Genomic DNA, 21366 nt, shown 5'->3' on the forward strand with positions numbered 1-21366 from the left:
CGCTTAGAGCAACGATACTGGTGGAACAATGGCACGGTTCGCGCGCATTGAGTTTTCAATCTCGGCTTTACGTGCGGCTAGGTCAGGTTCGGCAGCAATATCGGTCACATCCAACTTGCCAGCGATGGCAATACGGCGTTGACGCTCTGCGTTCGGGATAGTGATCAGCAATTCCAGATAGTCGCCAAGTAAGCTAATGCACGGCGTTGGAAGCTGGAACGAATCAAACGGCTCATTGAGTACGTTTTGCATGTACATCAATGTCAGTGGGAATGTTTCTGCGCCCGTTAATTTCAGTTCAAGAACGTTGCCCCAAACCTCGCTACGCACATAACGGCCACGGTCATCTTTGACCACCAGCCTTGCAGCAAAGTCGGACGGTAATTCAAACTGATTGTTATCGGCTAAGTCGCTTTGGTGGATGCGGATTTTAGTGGTAAATCCGGCAATCTCTTGGTACTTGGCCAGCGCTTTACGCAATAGGCTTAACAGCGCCTTTTCGTCGTCGTGTAGCAAGATAGGGAATCTCGCTTTCACGTCATCGAGTAGTTCAATCGGTGTCATGGCCGCTCCGGTAGTGGCGGCGCATTTTGAGATAGGGGATAGGCTTGGTGAATATTAACTCAAACCAATAGGGTAAGCGACAGATAAAGATTCTGCACAATGATGTTGTGCAAAAAGTTCTTGCATGCACAATGACGTTGTGCAATTATTATTTGGCAACGATACAAGGAGTCAGACAATGAAAACTATAAAATTGATATCTTATATTATGGAGGATTCCTCATATGGAATTCAAAACTCAATATTTAGAAGATTTTTATGTAGATGATATTTCGCATAAAAAGATCCCTAGCAATTTAGAAGACGTACTGTACAGAAAGCTAGAAATGCTTGATGCAGCAACAGACTTTAGGGATTTGCTGGCACCACCAAATAACAGATTTGAACGACTAAGCGGCAAGCTTAGTGGATATTGCAGTATCAGAGTTAATAAACAGTATCGTCTCGTCTTTAAGTTTGACAATGGAGAGGTTACTGATACCTATTTAGACCCGCACACTTATCGAGCTTAATAGGTAGACTACTGCCAGCCTAAAGGCTGGCTTACTTGGATTAGATATTGACCTACAGGTCAGTAATCTATGACTATATTATGTATAGGAGACACCGCATGAGACGCACAAAGCGTAAGCCAGTAACAGTCGGCGAAATGCTAAAAGTTGAGTTTCTTGAGCCGCTGTCCATAACAAATTCTACATTAGCCGAAGCTATGGGCGTTCACCGTAACACCATTAGCAATATTATAAATGGCAAAACCACATTAACATCGGAATTAGCAACCAAATTAGCCGTAGCGCTTGGAAATACACCTGAGTTTTGGTTGAACATTCAACACGCAGTTGATGTGTGGGAAAGTAACAACAGCTTTGAAGATACCAAACTAAGTGTTAAGCCTTTGGTAAAGTTTGATAGCTCTATGTCAGATTTCGCAATGGCATGATGTGAGCTAGAACTTATATGTTAAAACCGCCAGTTACGGCGGTTTTTTTGTGCGCGCGAGTAATTAGGAATTTCTAGAATTAATTATAGATTGACTACTCGTTATCATGTGTAATACTGCTACTCATTAAACATTTTTAAAAAGTTTCACGACATGGTTAAGAAGATCGAGGGAATAAGTCTCCCACCCAAAAAACCAAATGACATGAGCGAGGTTTTTTCTATCTATCACCTTGTAAATCCACAGGTTCATGGGTTTGATAGTAAAGGAAACTACTTACACTGGCATGACTTCCAATTTCGTTCAAAAGAGTTTCAAGGTAGCGATAAGATTTTTGCTTGGCATGCTTTGAAACTTAAGCGCGCTCTTTCGTATATTCCTCTTGCTGACGAGAAAAACGTTCCATTTTGCATTAGCAGTACCTCTTTGGATGCAAAGCTATATAGAATTGGTAAAGAGGTTACATTTGAGCACTTACATCTTAGTGAGCGTGAACGTAAAGTGCATCTAGCTAAAGGTGTGATTATGGAAGAAGCCATTAGCAGCGCTCAATTGGAAGGAGCAGCAACAACACGTAAAGTTGCCAAGGAAATGCTCGAAACCCAACGTGAACCAAGAGATATGTCTGAAAGGATGATCGTTAACAATTGGCGATTAATTGAAATGGCAGATGACTTTAAAGATGCAGAATTAACGCCAGAAATGATCATGGAATTTAACCGAGTTGCTACAGATGGAGTGCTGGAAAACGACCATATAGCTGGCCAATTCAGAAATGATGATGTGTTGGTTAGAAATGTGGCTACGAACGAGATTATTCATGAAGCTCCAGCACCAACGAAAGTTATGATGCTCATAAATGAATTGTGTAACTTTGCCAATAAAGACCATAGCACTGGTGCGGAGTTTGTTAACCCGATTGTTAAGGCTTGCATTCTACATTTTATGATCGGATACATTCATCCATTTATGGATGGCAATGGGCGTACAGCAAGGGCGTTGTTCTACTGGTTTATGCTTAAACATGGCTATGAGAACTTTAAGTATATTTCTATCTCTGCACTGCTTAAGAATGCGCCTAAGAAGTATGTTAAGAGCTATATTTGTACCGAAACTGATGAAAATGATTTAACTCATTTTGTTGATTACCAGCTAACAGTAATTCTGTTAGCTATGGAACGATTTGGGCGATACATTACAGGTAAGCTGGACGAAACAAGAGAAGCATTAGAGTTATTAGATCGCTCCCCATTGAAAAAAGGATTACAACTACAGCACATTACGATTCTAAGAAAGGCATTGCAGAATCCGGGACGCACTTTTTGGGTTAAAGAGATTCAGTCTGACTTTAGTGTTTCCCACACATCGGCGCGTAAGTACCTCGATAAGCTGGTGGATATGGGCTTGTTAGTTAAGTACAAGGATGGCAAGGAGAATGGTTATATTGCGCCAGCTGATTTAAAAGACAAACTACGGATTAAAGACGTCTAACTGATTTAAAAAGGCCGCCAAACTGGCGGCCTTTTTGTAGGGAATAGAATAGGACTGGTTGGCGATTAGAAATCTACCCAGTTGTATTGCAGTGTGATAGCTGGCTTAACAAGTGCTGCTGAATCTTCTGTCGATAGGTCGATCACGTCTGAACGTACTTTTACGTGCTCCAAACGGAATCGATGCGAGGTTGCACCCTTACCCTTAGTTGATTCAGGCGTAGACTCGATAACGACAGTGACCATTTTCTTTTCACGAACGATCTCACGTAGCATTTCTAGCACTGTACCTGTGATCGTTTCTACGCACGTCACCGCGATTTCGCCTTTGTTCTCAAGCGCACCATTTTGGATGTAGCCCAAGCCCATTTGGCCAAAATCTTCTACGTCTGCACGACCCATTGCTGGAAACTGAGTAGAACGCACCAAAACGCTAAGATTAGGGTATTCTTCGATTTTCATCTCGAACTCTGTACCCATCATCTTTTCGCCAGCTTGGACGTTCTTAGTGAATTTCTGTTTTAAGAAATTCATATCGCCTTTTGCGTTAAATGCTCCGGCCATAATTACACCTATTCTATTGGAAATGGTTCGGAATCTGTGACTGATTAATCATTTGCTTAGGAGCGGCGGTAATAGTTACCGTGTTGTAAGCGAAATTCCCGTCTCGCGTCTTAGGTGCGTTAATGTCATAACTCACCTCGCTAATACGCATGGGTAGATTGAGCGCTTTGCCAATCTTGAATCGCGCATCATTTGGAACACGGCCACCAAGGCCATCGGAACTGACTGGAACAGTATTTTTCAGCTCGGGACTTATCATCTGAGCCAGGTATTTAATGGGATCATTAACCTCTGATTTGGCATTGGTGAACGCGACAAATTTCAGCGTTGCTGTGATTTCTGGCGGTTCGTTTCCTTGCCAAACTTGCTGACTGTTCCATAGTGTTTTACTCGTCTTATCCGACACGGTTTGCGCGACTGAGGACGTTTTATCTAGGGCATTGATGTTACCCACGGAATCGCCCTCAAACGGCGCTTCCCATATCGCTCTAAAGGCAAGCTGACACTCATCAGTCATGTAACCAATGACCGTAATTTCTTGACCACCTATGACTTGTGTAATGGCGCATTTATTGTGGATAGACACGCCATCATCATTAGGTACGCCGACAATTACAGCCATTGCTTACCCTTACTTGTCCATGCCGCGAGAATCGCGCATGCGGTTAGCCTTTTTGCGAGCTGCTTTAGCCGATGAGCTGTGAGCTTTCGCGCGCGCTTTCTTAAGTGCTGCTTTTTGTGCTGCACTCATACGGCGCTTACGGCGATTCGTTTTGATGTAAGTTACCTTGCCATCACGGATCACTTTCTTAAGGGCTTCAAGCATCATGGATTCACGAACGGCGAACTCTGCAATCGCTTCGTCTGAGTCCACGTTGCCTAGGCCATGCTCTAGGGATTCAAAGATGCGATCTGCTGCTTCTGGATCTTCCAGTGCTTCTTGCATGTCGCCCTCTTTTGGCTGGCCAACTTGAGCAATAAACTCACTAGCCGCTTCCTGTAGCGATTCGTATAGCGCTGCTTGGCCATCTGTTAGCTCGGTATCGTCATCGCCACCAGCCATGCCAAATAGCATTGCGTCTAGGTTGTCGATTGAGCTGTCACCACCGTTAACCCACTGAACACAAGCCGCTGCTGCGTCTTGGCGAGCCATGATGGTTGATGCGCGGTTGATTGACTCAAGAAGTTGATCTTCTGTTACAGACTCAAAAAATGCAGTTTCAGTTTGTTCCTGCTCGGCCACTTGTGGCATCACAAATGGGCGAGCAAGAACAGAACCCTCAGAAAACATTGATTTCATTCTATTCTTGCTCTTTTTTTGATTAACGGATTAGTACAGGTTCACCAAGGATTCGACGCGCAGAGCCAGTTGGACAGAACGACCAAGTGACTTTCCAGTAGTCGATTTCGACTTGCTTGATTTCCAGTGTCCAAGCGCTTTCGCCGTCTTGATCTGGATTACGAGGTGTCACTAGCGCACCAACGGCTTCATAGCCCTCTAGGATGCTTGCCATACCGTCAGTTAGACCCTCAAGCGTTGCACCGTCAGGTTGGTGTTTTAGGCGATTACCTAGTGCGTAGAAGTCGCGTGAGATAGCGTCAGCAATAGACACGACTTGCTCAAAACGTAGGTAGTTTTCAGCCGCAGATGACGTTAGAGAGTCATCAATGAACAGGTTGCCGTTTTCGTCTGTGCCTAGTTTGTTTAGACGTGCCTTGTACATTTCTTGGTAGTTAGGCTCGCCAGCACCTTGGATTGGTTTTAGGCCAGTACGCTGAATAACAGCACGTTCAACACCTGCTGGCGTGTAGTGCCAACCGCCGACCGGAGAGGTCTTAGCAACGCCAAGCGCTTTAGCTGCAAAGCCGATACCCGAGCCGCCCCATACCGCCATGTTGCCGTAGAAACGACACTTAGCTTGGTAAGGGATATGCACGAATGAAGCGCGATGGTTGTTGAAGTTCAGACCTTTTTTGAACTCCAATGCCGCTTCGTGCGTTAGGCGAGGATCAACATCGAAGTAGCCAGAAATGCGTTTGTCTTTACAGATTTGCGCAAGGTCAGTGATTACCGCAGTGTCGTAGCAGCCCAAACCACAAACGTAGTTAAAGCTGTAAACGGTAGTGCGTAGTGCTTTCACTGCTTTCTGGTAATCGTCAGCCGTAATGTCGCTAATATTGCCGTTGGTCGCGCCAGTGAATTTGGTTTTCGCAATTGCAGTAACTTCGCGTTTCGCTACTTCTGCATCGATGCGACAAGTTAGGTACTGCGAACGTTCTTCAAGAATAGTCTCGATAAACGCAGCGCTACCCATTTGGTCTACTGCTGTAGGCTCTAGGGATACAACCCATTCTTCTAGCACTACAGAGCCACCGGCAGCCTGTTCTTCCTCTAGGGTAAGAGTGAACATGCCAGTGCCATAAGTCGCTTCGTCTGCTTTCGCAAGCGTGATAGAGCGGTTATCGGATTGAGCACCGTCTTTAATAGCGATCGCTAAAAATTCGCCATCTTCAAGTGACAGGTCAGCCGAGTAGTTGATCGCTTCATTTGTGATCGTTACTTCGTCTGCTGGTTTAGTTAGCTTGATAGCTGGATAGGTTGCCGTTTTTGGTACGACACGAACCACGTAGCCATTACCGCCGCGCAATGCTTCATCAAGAACGCGCATGCCGTCAGCTAATTTGCCAAGGCTTGAGTGGTAAGGCTTGCCTAGTTTGTCTAGAAAGTTAGCCGCCGTTACCGGAATAACTTCGAACGGCTTACCCTTTTGAGACACAATCACACCGCCAAACACTAGCTGGTTAGAGCCAGTGCCTTGCTTAGTTGTCGAGTCAGCGTTAATTGGCGCAACCGCAACTTGTGAGACGTTATCCATTGAAAATTCAATCTTACTCATTCTCTGTCTCTTTCAGCGTTAGATTCTGTGCTGCAAGCTGGCTGACAATTTCTTGTAAACCCGCTTGAGCAATACCTTTCACCGCAATCACGTTTTCTTTCGTCATTTCGGTTAGTTGCTCAACCGTTGCTACACCGTGGTTAGTCAGTGCTTTTTCAACGCTCGCGCTTAGCTCAAGTGCTGATAGCGCTGTGCCTTTGTTGCTGGTGGCTGTGTCTGGTTGTTTTTGAACTTCTGGTAAAACCGTTGGCTCAAGACGAACCGAAACAAGGCCGTTTGGATAGGCCGCTTCCACTTCGTGTTTGAAGCGGTTCACGTTGAAAACTGAGAGAGGGAAATCTTTAGCCAGTGGTGGCATGACGCGACCCTGTACCGTAATTTCCTTTGGTGTGAGGTTGGTGACTAAAACGATCGTTTCTTTCATCGGATTCCCCAAGAGCGGCAGCCCGTAAGACTGCCGCTTACTTGCCTTACGCCGCTGCTGCTACAGGAGCTTCGTCGATAAGTTTCACACGGTAGAAGTAGTTCTCACCGTCGAATGGATGGATCTCGCCGTAGGCCAGTTCGTATAGCGTGTTAGACGCTACTAGACCTTTACCGATTGGATGCGTGTACATGGTTGCTGCGATTGCATCACCTGCTACGTAGCCCGCTTCTGAGTGAGAAGAACCGCGACCGTAACAGAGCATGTCGTTCGTACCGATCACTACCGGACACTCGAACACTTTCCACATGCCGAACAACTTACCTGCGTAGTGGATAGCGTTTTTTTGTTGGTAGTTAGCCGGAGCTACGAAATATGGAGCACCAAGAGACTTAAGGATTGTTGACGCGCCAGTACCAGCAAAGATACCTGTCATGCCAGTTGTGCGAGTCGCTTGTAGGATCTTCGTAGAAACGTTTAGAAGAACTTCGTTTAGACGTTCACGATGTAGACGCCAATCTTCACCAGCCGCTACGTAGATATTGAATGTTTCTTCGCGCGTACAAGCAAAGTCCATATCTACTAGGTGGCGAGTCGCTTTTTCCGATGCCAATGTGTTGCGCATGTGGCTCATCTGTAGAGATTTCAGATCTTGGCCAAACTCGCGTTGCATTGTGAACATCGCTTGAATAGTCGCGTCTGCTGCGATTGCGTTTTGACGTGGGCGCAGTATACGAGAGTCCATATCATGGTCGATCGTTGGGATAAGGTCAGGGCGTCTTTCAATGTCTACTTCGAACTCGATGTGCAGAACCGTTCCTGCTGGTAGGGCTGATGTTGGAGTGACGGTAACTTTGCCTTTTGCATGGTCTATCTGACAGTTAATAACCATACCATTGTGAGTACCTGTCATTATTTGACTACCGTTGCTGTCTAGGTCGCGAGCCACACGTTTATGGTTAATAAATAGGGAAACAGATGTCTTCGTGAATGGGATTTCAAACTTGGTGTGTTGTAGGTCAGTCTTAGAGTCAAAGACGTGAGTTGTCTTAGTGCCGTCTGGTTGCTGTTCAGAGACAAACTTGTAGCGCTGACGCATAGACGAGTATTGGCCAACCGTTGCTTGGTCGATTTCAGTACCCGCTGCGAAGTCACCAAAGTTTGAGCCAGTGCGGCGGTAAACTTTGAAGATCTCAACTTCGTTCGCACCCGCTGGGATCATGGTTACAGCGTCAAGTGTTGCTGTCTCAAGAAGAACAGGAAGCACTAGGCCAACCATCTTCGCACGAATTTCAACACCCTCAGATGTTGATAGAGATTGACCGATAGACTCAAGCATCATTGCGCCTGTTGAGCCATCACGCTTAGCACCCTCTAGCATCATCATGTTACGCATAGTTGCGTGAGCTGATGCCATTAGCTCATCGCTAGGTAGGTGGCCGTAAGTATTTTCGTATTCACGCACCGCAGACTGCATGCCTGATACGATGCTAACCGCTGTTTCTTGAGACACTGACTCGAACATAGGCTCATTCGCAATGGCTGACAAAATAGCCGCGCCACGAGAATTGTCGTCAGTTAGAAATATGCCTGTTTGTGAATCGAATTGGGATTCGACACACAGATTGTGCATTGCTTGAGCGCCTAAATGAATCGACTCAATGCGTTTGTTGAAGTTAGAACGTTTATCTGCCATGTAAATAAACCTTAGCTATTAGTTGAGTGTGTTCGGAATCGTTAAGCCGCAGAAAAGCGGTAAAAATTCGCTCAATTTCGGATAGTAATTAAGATTTATTGCGAAAAAAACAGGGGTAAAAGTTAGTTTAACTTATTGTTATGTAATGAATCTATTTCTTTTTGTGCGCTTTTGTGGGAATGGTAACGACAGGGGATTTCTATGTCGTTGATCGTGTGTTTTTGTTGAGAGACAAGGGGATAGGAAAGGGCATCTAAAAAAAATTTAAAAAATTTTCAGTTGTTATAGGGTTCCTGCCAAAAAGCTAAACACGTTGCTTAGTAGCTCTTGTGTGTCAGTCTCTAAGCTTGGAAGCTCAACACCATAGAAAACGGCCAAAAAGTCACGAACAATGAGTTGATAAACGACCACCAGCGCGATGCTCCACATCATAGCGGCGCGTCCAGTACGTACCAATGTGTTAGAGCTGGCCGCTTCAAGCTCTGCCAGTTTGTAGGCAAACTCTTTGCGTTCTTCGTCACTGGTAAACACACGATCACCAAACTCGGTCAGTTCGTGGATAATGCCACCTACTTTCTCGCTTGTGGCGCTCTTAAATAGACTACTTGTAAACACTTTTGCTAGTCCCATCATTAGTTGCTCTCTTTAATGTGTTCTGCGAACGCTTCTGCCAGCGCTACGGCTAGCTTTTCGCGCAGTTCCAATCCCTTTTGTAACGACTCGTCGTTAGACAAAAAGAACGGCTCCAAAATCACGGCTGGCATTTTGGTTTTCATCAAGAAACGCCAACCGCGAGTATCAGTACCAGTGTTCGAGATAGGCTTAAGGCCACGATCATGCTGTCCGATAAGTCCAGCCACCGCTTTTTGTAGGCGCTGAGCAAGTGCTTGACTCTTGTCCGACTTATGCCAATGCAATGTCTCTGAACCTTGAACTGACTTATTGGCCACGCTGTTACAATGTAACTCGATAGCATAGTCAGCACCCGATTCGTTCACATCACCGATCATCCGTGAGTAGGTGTCTCGATACATGATCACTGGAAGAATGTCTCGCTTATGTAGCTCGGCGGCCAATAAGCTGGCTAGGGGATGATTATAGCCATACTCATTCATTCCGAATGTTTCATTGTAAGCGCCGCCATCTTTACAACTATGGCCAACAACAATACAGACTTTTTTCATTTTATAAATCCCCAAACTTAGCTTGCTAATATGCACTTATGTATTGACTATATTCGGAATAGGAAATATATTTGCTTTACCAGATCGGCATCCCAATCGACTGGTGTCAACTAACGTTGAAACTTCATTTTTAACCTTTGTAATAGCTTCTTGCGCCGCGAACACTTACCTCGCGGCTTTTTTTGCCTGCAATTCAGAAAAAAACCAGCGCGAACGCTGGCTTTGCTTGGATTATGGTCAGTTTTGAACGGGGTCTATCTTGTTTGATTTGAAGTAATCAAGAACAGGATTAACTCGATAGGGTTCTACGTGGAAGCTGGCCATCACCTGATCTTTACGCATCAAGTAAAACTGATTTCCGCTGTATCGTACCGCATCAAATATCACGTTCATTCGGCATCCATCGTACATGTACTCGCCATCGACGCTAAGGCTTTTGCGTACCACAAAGGATAGGCGCGCCTTGGTCGCTTTAAGCTCGTTACGGACTTTAACTAAGTTAATCGTCAGTACGATAAGAAGCGACAATAATCCGCATAACTCGTATGCATTAAGGTTAATTGAATAGCTCATATTGTTAAATATTTAGTACGAATAGGAAATTTACAAAATACCAAAACATTTTACAGGATAAATGCCTCTACTGTCGCATCTTTGATGCTCGTTTTATTCGTCTGGTTGCTACAAATGGTAAATGAAATCGCCTTAGTGAAGTAGCCTAACGCTAAGGTGCGTTCCTCTTTCGACGCAATGATCATTGCGTCAATCACCGTGCTTGAGCTGGTCACGCCACCAGCAAGGGGAGCCATGATCTCGTTTAGCGCATTCGCTTGGCTTTCTAGTTCCGGCGGCAAGTCTGGTGGCGGTAAGGTTGCACCGTTATCTGACTCACTGCCGCTTGTTGGTGGTGTTAATGCAGTATTGATTTGCGCCATAAGAGATACGGCTGCATCCACATGGCCGGAAAGACCATTGATCACAGCCTCAAGAGCTTTCAGTTCTTCCTTGCTGGTAATTGGCAAGATACTCGGAGCGGGTACGTTGTCCTCGGTTCCATCTACCTTGTGTTTGATGTTCACACCAATAGACACTTGTTCGAGGTCGGTTGGGTCGGTGATCAACACTAGGTGCTCATTCCATTGCGTTAACGTGGCCACCGTTGCGCTCACTGAGCTATTCAAACCCTTAAGCGTTGCCACTAACTGCGATGCGCCTTGGTAGTCCTCAATATCCTCGCTCACACATCCTGATAGTTTTCCTGACAAGCTTTCACACTTCACCTTAAGGGATTTGCCTCGGGTAAGGTTCTCCGCTTCCTGAAGGCCGCCCACGTCTAAAAACTGGCGAAACTGTTCGATTTGTTCTTGTGTGTCTAACATCAAATTGCCTCAATCAATCGTCATCAAGTCGTTGCCGTTCACTAGCGTAGCGCCACACCCAAGGGCATCGCCTACCACAGCGACCGGAACGCCATTAACAGTAAGTTTTGAACTACCAGTAATAGCGCCTACGTGCGGCGGGTTATCTGGTTTTACGTGCATGACGGATATATCACCTGTACCTAATACATTGATTCCATTCACGGTTAATAGTGGTTGGCTAGTAAAAAAAACACCTGGGCTAAAGCCACCATGACCACTATCCACACTCCCTACAATTCCTACGGCTGGCATAGCGTATTACCCTAATGTAAATGGTGCTGCGGCAGCCTTAACAGCGAACTGGCCACCAGCATCGATATTGACGTTACCACTCGCTTTAATGGTTACTTCATTGCCCTCTAGGTTGGCTTTACCGGAGGCTTTCACGGTTGCATTACCACCCGCTTCGATGTTTGCATCGCCTTTCACTTTGATAGTTAGTGCGCCTCCGACTTGCTCCAATGTGTTCCCTGTTGAGCTGCGAAAAGCATTGCCCTCGACGTGAATAACACATTGGCCATTGGGCGTAATTTCAATGGCCGTACCGCTTTGGGTATGCGTTACTGAGTAGCTGCCTTGATGAGTGATGAGCTCGCGCAAGCCAAATCGCACAAAGAGCGCATCTTTGCGGTCATAGGCTGGTGGCTCGGGTTCTCCATCGGCTCGTTTAGGCTGATAGGCTTCGCCGTTCACCTCGCTTGGTAGGTACGACTCATAGTTAGGCGCGTAGTAAAGCGCTCCGGTAATTCGGGGATAGCGGGTATCGCCATTACGAGGAAAATCCACCCAAACCAGATCCCCTTTTTCCACCGGCACTGCATGGCCACCACTCGGTTTTGCGCCCAATGGCAGTAGAAACTCGGCAAAAGGTAAATCCTGATCGGGGATTGCATCCCAATAGCCAAGCAAGCGAACGGATACCATGTACAAGTCTTTCGGATGGACGGTATTTACTACTTCGGCCTGATAGCTACCAAACAAGCGGTTAGTGACGTTGGTGCGTGTTCTGTTCTCTGACGAATCGATCATAGGTTTCTGACTCCCAACTCGATACGACACTGATACCGGTTCCCACGTTGGCAATGGGCGACACGGTTCATGATTTGTTTCTCTGGCATGGACTCATCCAGCTCGGTAGCGGGTAGCCGTTTATGGAATAACACTGAGCACACTGAAAGAGGCGTAAAGGCGGTATTTCCGGTGAGCTCCACATCCAAAATAGGGATGATGGCCATGTGTTGATTATTCAGCGCCTTGGCTTGTGGAACGCTGACCATGACCATAGCGCCCGAACGTTGGCCACCTTGGAAGCCCTCGACGGTATCCCACGAGGCATAGTTACGGTTAAGAACGCGCTCAAACAGGGCTTCCTCTCCGATAATGGAGTAGTTCGCAATGCTGTGCTCTGCTTCCTCTGGATTCGACTGTTCCAGCTTGAATTGCTCGCTCATATCCATGTTCTTGAGCGACTTAAAGTGCATAACACCACGGCAGATAAACGCCACTGAGCCGTAATCTCTGGCCATTGTTCGAATTAAGCGAGACTTAGTACCACCAGCATTTAAATGGTACGTAGCGCCACGCTCAAAGCTGTCACATTCGATTTTTAGCTCGGGTAACAGCTCGGCCAGAATGTCTTTAGGCTGCATTTCAACAAAGAATCGAGGCGTTGTGACTGGCTCTTTAAGTAGGTGCGCATCCTTTTGGAATGCTTGAACGGTAAGCATACCGTCAGCGCTGGTGGACTTGGCCACAATGAATTTTTCAATCCAAACCTGATCGCCTCGCTCGTTCACATCGGCCATCGTGACCTCGATCTCTGAACCGCGCTTAATCCCGTAGTCATCCCGATAAACGGCAGCCTGATCCATGATTTCCATAACTAGCTTGTTGCCGTCCATCGAAGCACACTCAATGTAGGTAAACGAATGAATGTGCTCGATAGGGATGTCATTTTCGTTGGTGACAACTTTTTGGGCGAGAAAGTATTCTTTATTACTCAATGACTCGGCCTCCCATACCAATCGCGCCCTGACGGACAGTGATCGACTCGGCCTCATAAACCTCTGCAATCACTTCAAAAGAGATTGAGGAAGCAAACAGGCGAGTATTTTCATGGTCTACTTCGGCGGGTTCGGTCATCGCATCTTTACGGCCACGTATCTCGATGCTGATTTCCATTTCAGTACCCGCGAGCATGGTTTTCGCTCTGAATACATGCTTACGCTTGCCCTTGGTATGACGTAGCCAAACCATTAAACCTAGCGCTAGGCGGCTAAGGGTAGACTGGTTCCAAGCTAGGGCATTAATGCGGTAGGTAAGCGCGACAAAGGACTTATTAATCACGGCATAAGGCTGGCCTTGTTCATTGGCCAGTTCGCCATAGTCAGCAATATCGACGTACTCCGCGCCATCAACAAACCCAATCACCGGATCGCGCGTGATATAGCAAACAGGCAAAAGCTCATTACGGTTTGCTTTCACCTTGCCGCCTAATTTGGCTGTTAACTTAGATAGGAATGACACTGGATCGGTAAAGTTGCCATAATAAATCTTTCTCGACTTATCACGGCCAACAAAGCGAGAAAACTCACTGTTCTCTCGCCGTTTAGTGTCAGTCACAAGTAAAGAATCAAGCACGTTCTGGAAAAAGGCAGCCACCGCACGGTCAATGTCGGTTAACTCTGTGTGTTCCACCTTGCCATCGAATGTCACTACATCGCATGGGATTTCAAAGAACGTCTCATCCAGTTGCATGATTAGTCCTCCAAATCGTCCAGCTCGTAATACTTACGGCCTTTAACGATAGTGATGCACTTATCGCTTCGGTGTAAGGTCACATCGAACTTGTGGAAGTTGCTCGTTAGGATAGGTAGGTAAGCCGATACAGGCTCATTGCGTTGGTAGCCGTCTCGCGTTTTACGGCCTTTACCGGAACGGTTGCCCTCATAGATTTGGATGACCGCGCAATCAAAATCAATCTTGGCCATGTCTGCGATCGCTGCATCAAGATCTTTGTACATGTTAAGTACGTTCGCACACAACATGACGCAAAAACGGCGCTTTGAGCTGTCAATTTCGGCAATATTGTTCACTACGCCTTTGGTTTTTGAGTTCGGGTCAAAGTGAGTGACCGTCATGCTCTGCTTGTGGTAGTTAGTAAGGTATTCTTCTGTTAGGTCTGGAAACTTACCGCAACCAAAGTTAAGAATGTTGTTCGCGTATGACCAGTTAGGTGCAAGTTTTCTCAGGCGCTTTGCACTGACTGGAACTTGCTTTCGGCTAGTTTGTAATGTCATGCCCACTCCATGATTGGAGCGGCGCTTTAAGGATGGGGTGGAGTAGGGCTAATATTAACGTTAAAGCTCGATTACGTCACTGTCTTGTAACGTTTCTTTGGATTCTAGCTCAGGCGAACTTTATGGTAATGTTTATCTGTACAATTCAAGGTAATTAGGGGGCACAATTTGGTTAACTCATTACTGCCCCATTATAAGACAGAGTAAATACTCATTCATATCCTGTTAATTGGGTTTTGCCTTACTAAAAGTAATCCATTCTTCTAATGCTATTCGTTGTTAATCCTCGTGTTGTATTACGGGGGCTCTTAAGTTGTCAACATCGTACACAGAACCACCATGTTGTATTTATTCAACATGGTGCATTTAGAAAGAACGTCTTCCCCCCAACGGTATCCTTAAACCTTGCTCGAGGAGCTTTGCCACCCATCGTCCGTTTAAGGTTCGCAGGTATAAATTGACTTGAATCGGGAGTTTGCCAACTTGCTTCACCGTTTTTTCTGGCGTCCAATTGATGGTTGGTACGTTATCTTCGGTTTCGCCGAAGGTGAAGAAATGAGCGAACATACTGCAGCAGTGTCAGCGATTGCACAAATACTCGAAGGAGAATGTACGTTCACGTTAGAAGAAGAGGCGAAGGAACTAAAAGCTGGCGCTTGGTTGTTGATGGACGCGCATTTGCCTCACAGCATTATCGCGAAAACGCCATTGAAGCTGATGCTGTACCTGTTGCGCGAGCCTAAGTAACACGCAGTATTGAAATACAAATCAATGTAAATTCAGCCCCAACCAAGTGTTGGGGCTTTTGCGTTTATTGCTGGCGGTACTTATCTGACGAAGTTCTGCAATCCTGCCACGCTGGCAAAGTTATAGAGAATAAAGCCCGATGCCACCATGGTGACTGCTAACACGAGGTTAAGCGTATTGCTCAAGTTGGCATTGGGTTTGGCGCTGTGATTTTTCATTTGGCGTTGAATCGTTAAAGCGTTGAACACCAATATCGAGTTGGTCATTGCCGTTCCTAAAGCCATCACGAATGTCGCGACCATGCCCCACATTAAGCTGCCTAGCATGTTAGAGAGAAACAGAACTAACACCGCCCCAGTACAAGGGCGGAAGCCGATGAGTAGCAGTGCTTTCCATGAAATATTGTCATTAGAACCTGCGGAATCATCATCTTCTTGAGATCGTGTTTGCTTGATGCGGCGCTTGGCCACCGACGCAAACTCTTTCAGCGCCAATAAAACAATAAACACCGCACAACCTTGCGTCAGCAGACGAACATTATCGGAAAGGCTGAAAGCAAACTGCTCTGCAATCTTGGCAGTAATCACGAAAAGAATGCACGCGCTCGCGGCTTGTAGGGCGGCAATAATCGCCATTAACACAAGTGCTTGTCGGCGACGGTAGCCATGAATCAAGCTCATTGACGTCACTGCCGTTTTACCGTGTCCAGGGGCAACCGAATGCAGTAAACCATACAGAAAGCTGAAGCCCAACAAGTACAACAGTTGCCCTTGGCTGATGAGCATCAGGTATTCACTGATATACCGTAGTTAATCATTTTAGCTTTGTGAAGAAAAAAATGGATTCCTTTGGAATCCATTGAGTTGACTAATTGCGATTCTTTATTTTGTCTTTGGTAGGGAGTAATACTATTCTCTATACATGCCGTACACACAAGTCACGATGTACTTAATAAACGTTACGAAAAAAGCAGATTTATCTGCCTTAATAGACAATACATCCTTAAGTTACTATATAACAATAACATCGTAGCACTTTGTGTTGTTAGAATTGGTAATCAGCCACAAGACCGAATGTACGAGGTCCGCCCATTTCGATAAGATCATTCTTATGGCGAAGAACGTAATCTTCATCTGTTGCATTCTTAATGTAGGCCCGAATGGTGAGATCATTCATGGCATAACCTGCATTGAGATTCAATATGGTGTAGTCGCCTGCTGACGTACTTCGGGTGTTGGCGAGATCTGTAAAGTAATCCGTTACGTGATTAACACGAGCACCAAAGAAAATGCCCGAATCTAGCTGTTGGGTGAAGCCAAGACCAGCCGACACTTCAGGTGCATAACTGAACTCATTCCCATTTAAGTTTTCAACAGTACCGCTTGGTCCTTCGGTGATTTCTGTTTTTAACAAGCCTACAAATGCGAATACGTCCAGACCTGAGTCAAACCAGTAATTGGTTTCAACTTCAGTACCGTATGTTTTTCCTTTAGGGATGTTTGCTATGTAATTGTCGAAACGATTTCCACTGTCACCATACACGACCGTTTGATAGTTTTCATAGTCGTTGTAGAAGACATTTGCAGTCAAACCAAGTCTATTTTCAAGGAAAGTTGAACGGGAACTTAGCTCATAAGTCCAGACTTCTTCCTGCTCAAACACAAAGACCTGTTGTTGGTACTCGTTGTATCCAAGTCCGCCAGCGTTGTATCCTTTACGAGCAGTAAGTCCAAGCATTGAATTGTCTGATACATTTAAAGTTACACCGACTTTTGGTAGCAAAATACCGTTACTTTCATCAGCATTGAAATCGAGTGGGAACCTTGCGTGGTCAAAATCACGCTTCAGCTCATCTTTTTCGTAACGAGCGCCAAGTAGCAAGCCCCAACGGTTATTGAGCTGGACTTTTGAATCGAAGTAAATTGAGTTGGTCAGAACTTTATCTTTACGCTTCATCGAGTCTGTTTGCGTATCCTGATCTTTGTAAAAACTGCTTACCCCGACAATGGCATTGTATTTGTCATCTAACGAGTTATAAGATAGCTTCGCTTCTGCTGTGTAGTTTTTTTCATCAACATCACCCCACCAGTCCGTACGAGGATAAGCTTTGAATTTCGTATTATAGTCTCGGCGCGCAAGCAATACATCAAGGGTTAATTCATCATTGATTAAGTAATTTATGTCAAAATTTGCATTCCAGCTTTCGGTTGTTTGACGTCGAGTACCGTTTTCATCAATGTATTCAAACTTACCTTTTTCAGAAACCAGATTTGTATATTGACCTTCTTCATTACGGCTAGCCAATGTTAGTTTTAGCGTAAGCTTATCGTTAGACATCGGTTTGAATAACAGCTTACCTCTCACATTATAGGATTCAACTTCAGAAGGGTCCCATGGATATTGGTCATTATCGGGCAGCGAGTAATCAATTGGTGTATTACCCTTTGTGCCCTCGGCGGCTAATCGAAATGCGAGCTTTTCAGACACGATTGGGGCAGAAACAACACCAGCTAAGTGATATTTGTCATCTTCGTTTTCGTAGCCACCACGAACTTTACTTTCAAAGTGGAACGTTGGATCTTTGGTTTTGATGACCACCGCGCCGCCAATACTATTTCGGCCTTGGTTGGTTGATTGAGGGCCTTTATAAATCTCTACTTGTTCTGTATCCCACAATCCGGCTTTACCAAAGGCTTCACCAGTCCATGACTCTGACACGCCATCAACGGTTGTATTCACCCTTGGTGTCGCTCCTGTCATGAAGGAAAGGAAGCCTTCACCAGGCCCACGACCATCGACACCTCGAATATGTGGAATACCAGAAGGGGCATTCAGTACATTCGGGACGCGATCGAGTAGATCGTAGTATGTTTGATCTTCGCCATTGTCTGCTTCATCAGTAAAAACGGTGACTGAGCTTGTGTTCTCAGCAAGTGTACCACCGAGTTTTTCACCAAGTACCACAATGGTTTCTAGGGTTGTTAGGGTTTCTTGGCCTTTCTTAGTATTGCTGTTGTCCACTTGCTCTGCTGAAAGAGTGGTGCTGGCTCCAAGGCAAATTACACCAATGAGCATGGCAAGTTTAGTCTTGCCAGTATTAGTGATGGTTATGCCACTGTTTAAATCCATGGGCTTCATGACCTGAGTATTCCTTAATAAAAAAAGAAGAAAACATTTGATGTTGTAACAACATTTATGTAAAAAAGTGTTGCGGCAATAATACTAATGATAATTATTATTATTCACAACAATGATGATATAAGTTTGTGCCATCTCATTACTAGAAGATATGCATGAAGTATCGACGTACAAGTTGGATTTGTGATGGATATAAAGGCTTTTCGAATAATAGAAAATAAGAATATCAATAGTGTTTTAAGTGGTTTACTTGAAGATAATGAAGAAGTAGGAGCCCCATGTTGGTGGAACGAGGTGCAGACAAAAGGAACACCTTTTATCCTTTCCCAAGATAATACAAGCGTTGAGCTGCTATTTCTTTGGCGAAACACGGATGACAGTGTTAAGGAAATATACATTGATATCAATGGTATTACTGATCATCACAGCTTTGATATGGCAAGGCTTACTCATGTCAAAGGAACGGATGTTTGGTTTTATAAGGCAAGGGTAAACAGTACGTGGCGTGGGAGCTACACGTTTATTCCAGTGACACATGAACGCGTCCAACCAGCGTACCACGGAACATACCAAGAGAAACGCACCAAGCATCGGGAGTGGTTGAGAACCATTTTTCCTCTTAGTGTTCGCGATGATTTAAGTAAAAACAATTTGTCAGCCTGCGAATGGGGACGTTCGAAAACGCCGCTATCTATGCCAAAGGCAGTATCGCAAAGTGCTTGGTCAAGGTTCGATACAAAAAATGGCAATGTTCAGGCAGGAGCGGGCATGCAGCTGGCTTGGACTAGCCAGTGTTTAGGTAATGAGCGCTATGTTTGGTTGTATTCGACAGCCAGCGCTGACCAAATGGCTGAACTGCCATTGGTTTTAGTCTTAGATGGTCAATTTTGGTCTCAATCCATGCCTCTGTTCAGTGCGCTGACCGATGCGACGAGCAGCGGTCAGCTTCCACCTGCCTTGTATGTCTTCATTGATGAAATCAATGGAGCGCTGCGTAGTGAAGAATTCAGTTGCAACCCTTTGTTTTGGCAGGCTATCACTCAAGAACTGCTGCCGTTGGTTGGTCATTATTTCCCAATTACTAATGAGGCTAATCGTACGGCTGTTGTTGGGCAAAGCCTTGGTGGTTTGAGTGCGATGTATGCCGGATTGAACCATCCGGACCGTTTTGGTGCGGTTGTTTGTCAGTCGGGTTCATTCTGGTGGCCTGATTTTTCGTTAGTGAAGCCACCTAGTGAATATTCTCCTCTTCAAACAAGCGAACCTTTAACTCAAATGAGTCAATTGGTTCATTCTGGCCTTGGTTCTAACGTAAAGCTAAGTGTTTTTATGGAAGTTGGGTTAGGGGAAGACATCATGGTGGACTTGAGCCAAGACCTGTACCAGCAACTTAAGCAACAAAACCATCGGTTATCGTTTCGCACCTTTGATGGTGGACATGAACGCCTGTGTTGGCGCGGAGGCATCATTGATGGGTTGTCATATGTTTTTAATTTTGAATCCTGATTTTTCTATGATTGGAGTTAACTATGTCTGAGAAATACATTAATCCTTTTGACGAACCTGAAAACCAGTTCTTTGTGCTGATTAATCACAACAATCAATATAGTTTATGGCCTGAGTTCAAAGGGATCCCTCCTGGCTGGAAAAGCACATTTGGTCCGTCACTAAAGCAAGACTGCATTGATTATATCGAAGCGAATTGGCACGACATTCGTGTGTAAAAAACAAACAAATAGCCACGACGATAATAATTAAATTTCTAAGGAATAAACGGCTTTGATGTGATGGACGCACTTCCCTTCTAGCACCGTTGTACCAAACTAATGGTGCAACCAGTAAGAGCAGGAGTAATCATCATGTCTATTAAAGTTGTCGGTATCGATATAGCCAAAAACCTCTTTCAAGTATGCGTGTTGAGTTCTGATGGACAAATCTTGTCAAACCGAAAGGTAAAGCGTGACAAGCTTCTTGATACAGTCCGTCAATTACCAGAGAAAACGGCTATTGCGATGGAATCATGCGCAACTTCGCATCATTGGGGCAGAATATTTCAAGAGCTTGGACATAGCGTAGCTCTTATCCCAGCTCAGCACGTAAAGCCATTTGTTGGGCGACAAAAGAATGATGCTAATGATGCGAGAGCAATTTGCGAAGCATTTTCTAGGCCTGATATTCATTTTGTTCCTGTTAAGTCTGTTGAGCAACAAGACCTCAAAGCAATACGCAGTGTCCGTAAACGCTTGGTGGAGAACAGAACTGCCTTGTCGAACCAGATCAGAGGACTCGCCGCTGAATACGGAGTGGTTTTCCCTTTGTCTATTAAAGCTTTGCGAAGTCATTTACCGATAGCTCTTGAAGATGCAGAGAATGATCTTTCCCCAGTAATGAGGAACTTACTGCAAACTTTATACTGTGACTTTGTCAGCCTTAGCGAAGAGATAGATGAAATGACCCAAAGTGTCACCATGTTGAGTCAGCAAAATCCAAGGTATGAGGCTATTCGGAATATTCCTGGTTTTGGTCCGATTTTGACAGCGGCACTGATTAGTGAGGTAGGTACTGGACACCAATTCCAAAATGGTCGCCAGTTCTCAGCATGGTGTGGCCTGGTTCCAAAACAAAATAGTACAGGTGGAAAAAGTTGTCTCGGCTCTCTATCGAAGAATGGTAATCGCGAATTAAGAGCATTACTTATTCACGGCGCTCGCGCAGTGGTTCGGTGTGGAGCTAACAAAGTGGATTCTATGGGAGCATGGTTGAGAGGACTCATTGCACGCCGAGGCAAAGCAAAAGCGATTGTCGCTCTTGCAAACAAGCTCGGTCGGGTAGCATGGCACATCTTGATGAAAAATAGTGAATACGATATTAATCAGGCCTTTAAGCCTGTTTGATAAAAAATAGCAAGTTCTAAGGAGTTATCCTAGAGAAGCAACTGAGTTTGCAATAGCTGATGAATAAACGGTGAACCATCCTTACTACACTCTGATAACGCAACATGG

At 45.2% G+C, this 21366-nt stretch carries 25 protein-coding genes; 7 read left to right on the forward strand and 18 right to left on the reverse strand.

Features of this window, described 5'->3' with window-relative positions:
- Window positions 1-3: 3 nt before the first annotated feature.
- Window positions 4-564, reverse strand: a complete 561-nt coding sequence (locus tag J4N43_RS23925; protein WP_252094224.1) for a hypothetical protein — start codon at window positions 562-564, stop codon at window positions 4-6.
- 224 nt (window positions 565-788) lie between these two features.
- Between J4N43_RS23925 and J4N43_RS23930 the strand changes: the two genes are divergently transcribed.
- The 3 genes from J4N43_RS23930 to J4N43_RS23940 all read left to right on the forward strand — a co-directional run bounded on the left by J4N43_RS23930 (window position 789) and on the right by J4N43_RS23940 (window position 2995).
- Window positions 789-1076: a type II toxin-antitoxin system RelE/ParE family toxin gene (locus J4N43_RS23930; protein WP_252094225.1), complete on the forward strand. Its 288-nt coding sequence runs from the start codon at window positions 789-791 to the stop codon at window positions 1074-1076.
- 98 nt (window positions 1077-1174) lie between these two features.
- Window positions 1175-1504, forward strand: coding sequence for a HigA family addiction module antitoxin (locus J4N43_RS23935; protein WP_252094226.1), 330 nt, complete (start codon window positions 1175-1177; stop codon window positions 1502-1504).
- Between the two features lie 153 nt (window positions 1505-1657).
- Window positions 1658-2995, forward strand: coding sequence for a Fic family protein (locus J4N43_RS23940; RefSeq protein ID WP_252094227.1), 1338 nt, complete (start codon window positions 1658-1660; stop codon window positions 2993-2995).
- A 65-nt stretch (window positions 2996-3060) separates the two neighbouring features.
- Here the strand turns inward: J4N43_RS23940 and J4N43_RS23945 are convergent, their stop codons facing one another.
- The 15 genes from J4N43_RS23945 to J4N43_RS24015 all read right to left on the reverse strand — a co-directional run bounded on the left by J4N43_RS23945 (window position 3061) and on the right by J4N43_RS24015 (window position 14479).
- Window positions 3061-3558: a hypothetical protein gene (locus J4N43_RS23945; RefSeq protein WP_042522736.1), complete on the reverse strand. Its 498-nt coding sequence runs from the start codon at window positions 3556-3558 to the stop codon at window positions 3061-3063.
- Between the two features lie 13 nt (window positions 3559-3571).
- Entirely contained in the window at window positions 3572-4180 is a 609-nt protein-coding gene (locus tag J4N43_RS23950; protein ID WP_252094228.1) for a hypothetical protein, read from the reverse strand.
- 9 nt (window positions 4181-4189) lie between these two features.
- Window positions 4190-4858, reverse strand: a complete 669-nt coding sequence (locus J4N43_RS23955) for a hypothetical protein (protein WP_171343314.1) — start codon at window positions 4856-4858, stop codon at window positions 4190-4192.
- Between the two features lie 22 nt (window positions 4859-4880).
- A complete protein-coding gene (locus J4N43_RS23960; RefSeq protein WP_252094229.1) occupies window positions 4881-6455 on the reverse strand; it encodes a hypothetical protein in 1575 nt (524 codons plus the stop codon).
- Window positions 6448-6879 carry a DNA-directed RNA polymerase subunit alpha C-terminal domain-containing protein gene (locus J4N43_RS23965; protein WP_252094230.1) on the reverse strand — a complete coding sequence of 144 codons (432 nt, stop codon included), beginning with the start codon at window positions 6877-6879 and terminating at the stop codon, window positions 6448-6450. Before J4N43_RS23965 ends, J4N43_RS23960 begins: the two co-directional genes overlap by 8 nt.
- A gap of 46 nt (window positions 6880-6925) precedes the next feature.
- Window positions 6926-8575 (reverse strand): DUF8615 domain-containing protein, encoded by a 1650-nt coding sequence (locus J4N43_RS23970; protein WP_252094231.1) that lies wholly within the window; start codon window positions 8573-8575, stop codon window positions 6926-6928.
- A 282-nt stretch (window positions 8576-8857) separates the two neighbouring features.
- Entirely contained in the window at window positions 8858-9208 is a 351-nt protein-coding gene (locus J4N43_RS23975; RefSeq protein WP_053307364.1) for a hypothetical protein, read from the reverse strand.
- Window positions 9208-9759, reverse strand: coding sequence for an N-acetylmuramoyl-L-alanine amidase (locus J4N43_RS23980; RefSeq protein ID WP_104968928.1), 552 nt, complete (start codon window positions 9757-9759; stop codon window positions 9208-9210). Before J4N43_RS23980 ends, J4N43_RS23975 begins: the two co-directional genes overlap by 1 nt.
- A 237-nt stretch (window positions 9760-9996) precedes the next feature.
- Window positions 9997-10332 carry a hypothetical protein gene (locus J4N43_RS23985; RefSeq protein WP_155484617.1) on the reverse strand — a complete coding sequence of 112 codons (336 nt, stop codon included), beginning with the start codon at window positions 10330-10332 and terminating at the stop codon, window positions 9997-9999.
- Window positions 10333-10382: 50 nt separating this feature from the next.
- Window positions 10383-11138 carry a hypothetical protein gene (locus tag J4N43_RS23990; protein ID WP_252094232.1) on the reverse strand — a complete coding sequence of 252 codons (756 nt, stop codon included), beginning with the start codon at window positions 11136-11138 and terminating at the stop codon, window positions 10383-10385.
- A gap of 9 nt (window positions 11139-11147) precedes the next feature.
- A complete protein-coding gene (locus J4N43_RS23995; protein ID WP_252094233.1) occupies window positions 11148-11432 on the reverse strand; it encodes a PAAR domain-containing protein in 285 nt (94 codons plus the stop codon).
- A 6-nt stretch (window positions 11433-11438) separates the two neighbouring features.
- Window positions 11439-12209, reverse strand: a complete 771-nt coding sequence (locus tag J4N43_RS24000; protein ID WP_252094234.1) for a hypothetical protein — start codon at window positions 12207-12209, stop codon at window positions 11439-11441.
- Window positions 12206-13183 carry a hypothetical protein gene (locus J4N43_RS24005; RefSeq protein ID WP_054579151.1) on the reverse strand — a complete coding sequence of 326 codons (978 nt, stop codon included), beginning with the start codon at window positions 13181-13183 and terminating at the stop codon, window positions 12206-12208. The genes J4N43_RS24000 and J4N43_RS24005 overlap by 4 nt, the downstream gene beginning before the upstream one ends.
- The gene (locus J4N43_RS24010) at window positions 13176-13937 is read right to left on the reverse strand and encodes a hypothetical protein (RefSeq protein WP_171343305.1); all 762 of its coding nucleotides are present in this window, start codon (window positions 13935-13937) and stop codon (window positions 13176-13178) included. Before J4N43_RS24010 ends, J4N43_RS24005 begins: the two co-directional genes overlap by 8 nt.
- 2 nt (window positions 13938-13939) lie before the next feature.
- Window positions 13940-14479 (reverse strand): hypothetical protein, encoded by a 540-nt coding sequence (locus tag J4N43_RS24015; RefSeq protein WP_054579153.1) that lies wholly within the window; start codon window positions 14477-14479, stop codon window positions 13940-13942.
- A 483-nt stretch (window positions 14480-14962) separates the two neighbouring features.
- On the opposite strand from J4N43_RS24015, the gene J4N43_RS24020 reads away from it, so the two are divergent.
- On the forward strand, window positions 14963-15226 hold the full coding sequence (locus J4N43_RS24020; protein ID WP_250155004.1) for a cupin domain-containing protein: 264 nt from the start codon (window positions 14963-14965) through the stop codon (window positions 15224-15226).
- 80 nt (window positions 15227-15306) lie between these two features.
- On the opposite strand, the gene J4N43_RS24025 is transcribed toward J4N43_RS24020, so the two are convergent.
- Both J4N43_RS24025 and J4N43_RS24030 read right to left on the reverse strand, forming a co-directional pair.
- Entirely contained in the window at window positions 15307-16011 is a 705-nt protein-coding gene (locus tag J4N43_RS24025) for a nickel/cobalt transporter (protein ID WP_170897313.1), read from the reverse strand.
- A gap of 259 nt (window positions 16012-16270) precedes the next feature.
- Entirely contained in the window at window positions 16271-18364 is a 2094-nt protein-coding gene (locus J4N43_RS24030) for a TonB-dependent receptor (RefSeq protein WP_017634328.1), read from the reverse strand.
- Window positions 18365-18550: 186 nt separating this feature from the next.
- Between J4N43_RS24030 and fes the strand changes: the two genes are divergently transcribed.
- The 3 genes from fes to J4N43_RS24045 all read left to right on the forward strand — a co-directional run bounded on the left by fes (window position 18551) and on the right by J4N43_RS24045 (window position 21258).
- Window positions 18551-19870, forward strand: coding sequence for an enterochelin esterase (gene fes, locus J4N43_RS24035; protein WP_053306971.1), 1320 nt, complete (start codon window positions 18551-18553; stop codon window positions 19868-19870).
- Between the two features lie 23 nt (window positions 19871-19893).
- Entirely contained in the window at window positions 19894-20088 is a 195-nt protein-coding gene (locus J4N43_RS24040; RefSeq protein ID WP_017634326.1) for an MbtH family protein, read from the forward strand.
- A 135-nt stretch (window positions 20089-20223) separates the two neighbouring features.
- Entirely contained in the window at window positions 20224-21258 is a 1035-nt protein-coding gene (locus J4N43_RS24045) for an IS110 family RNA-guided transposase (protein WP_140136440.1), read from the forward strand.
- Window positions 21259-21366: the final 108 nt, after the last annotated feature.

Source organism: Vibrio sp. SCSIO 43009 (assembly GCF_023716525.1).
Classification (GTDB): domain Bacteria; phylum Pseudomonadota; class Gammaproteobacteria; order Enterobacterales; family Vibrionaceae; genus Vibrio; species Vibrio alginolyticus.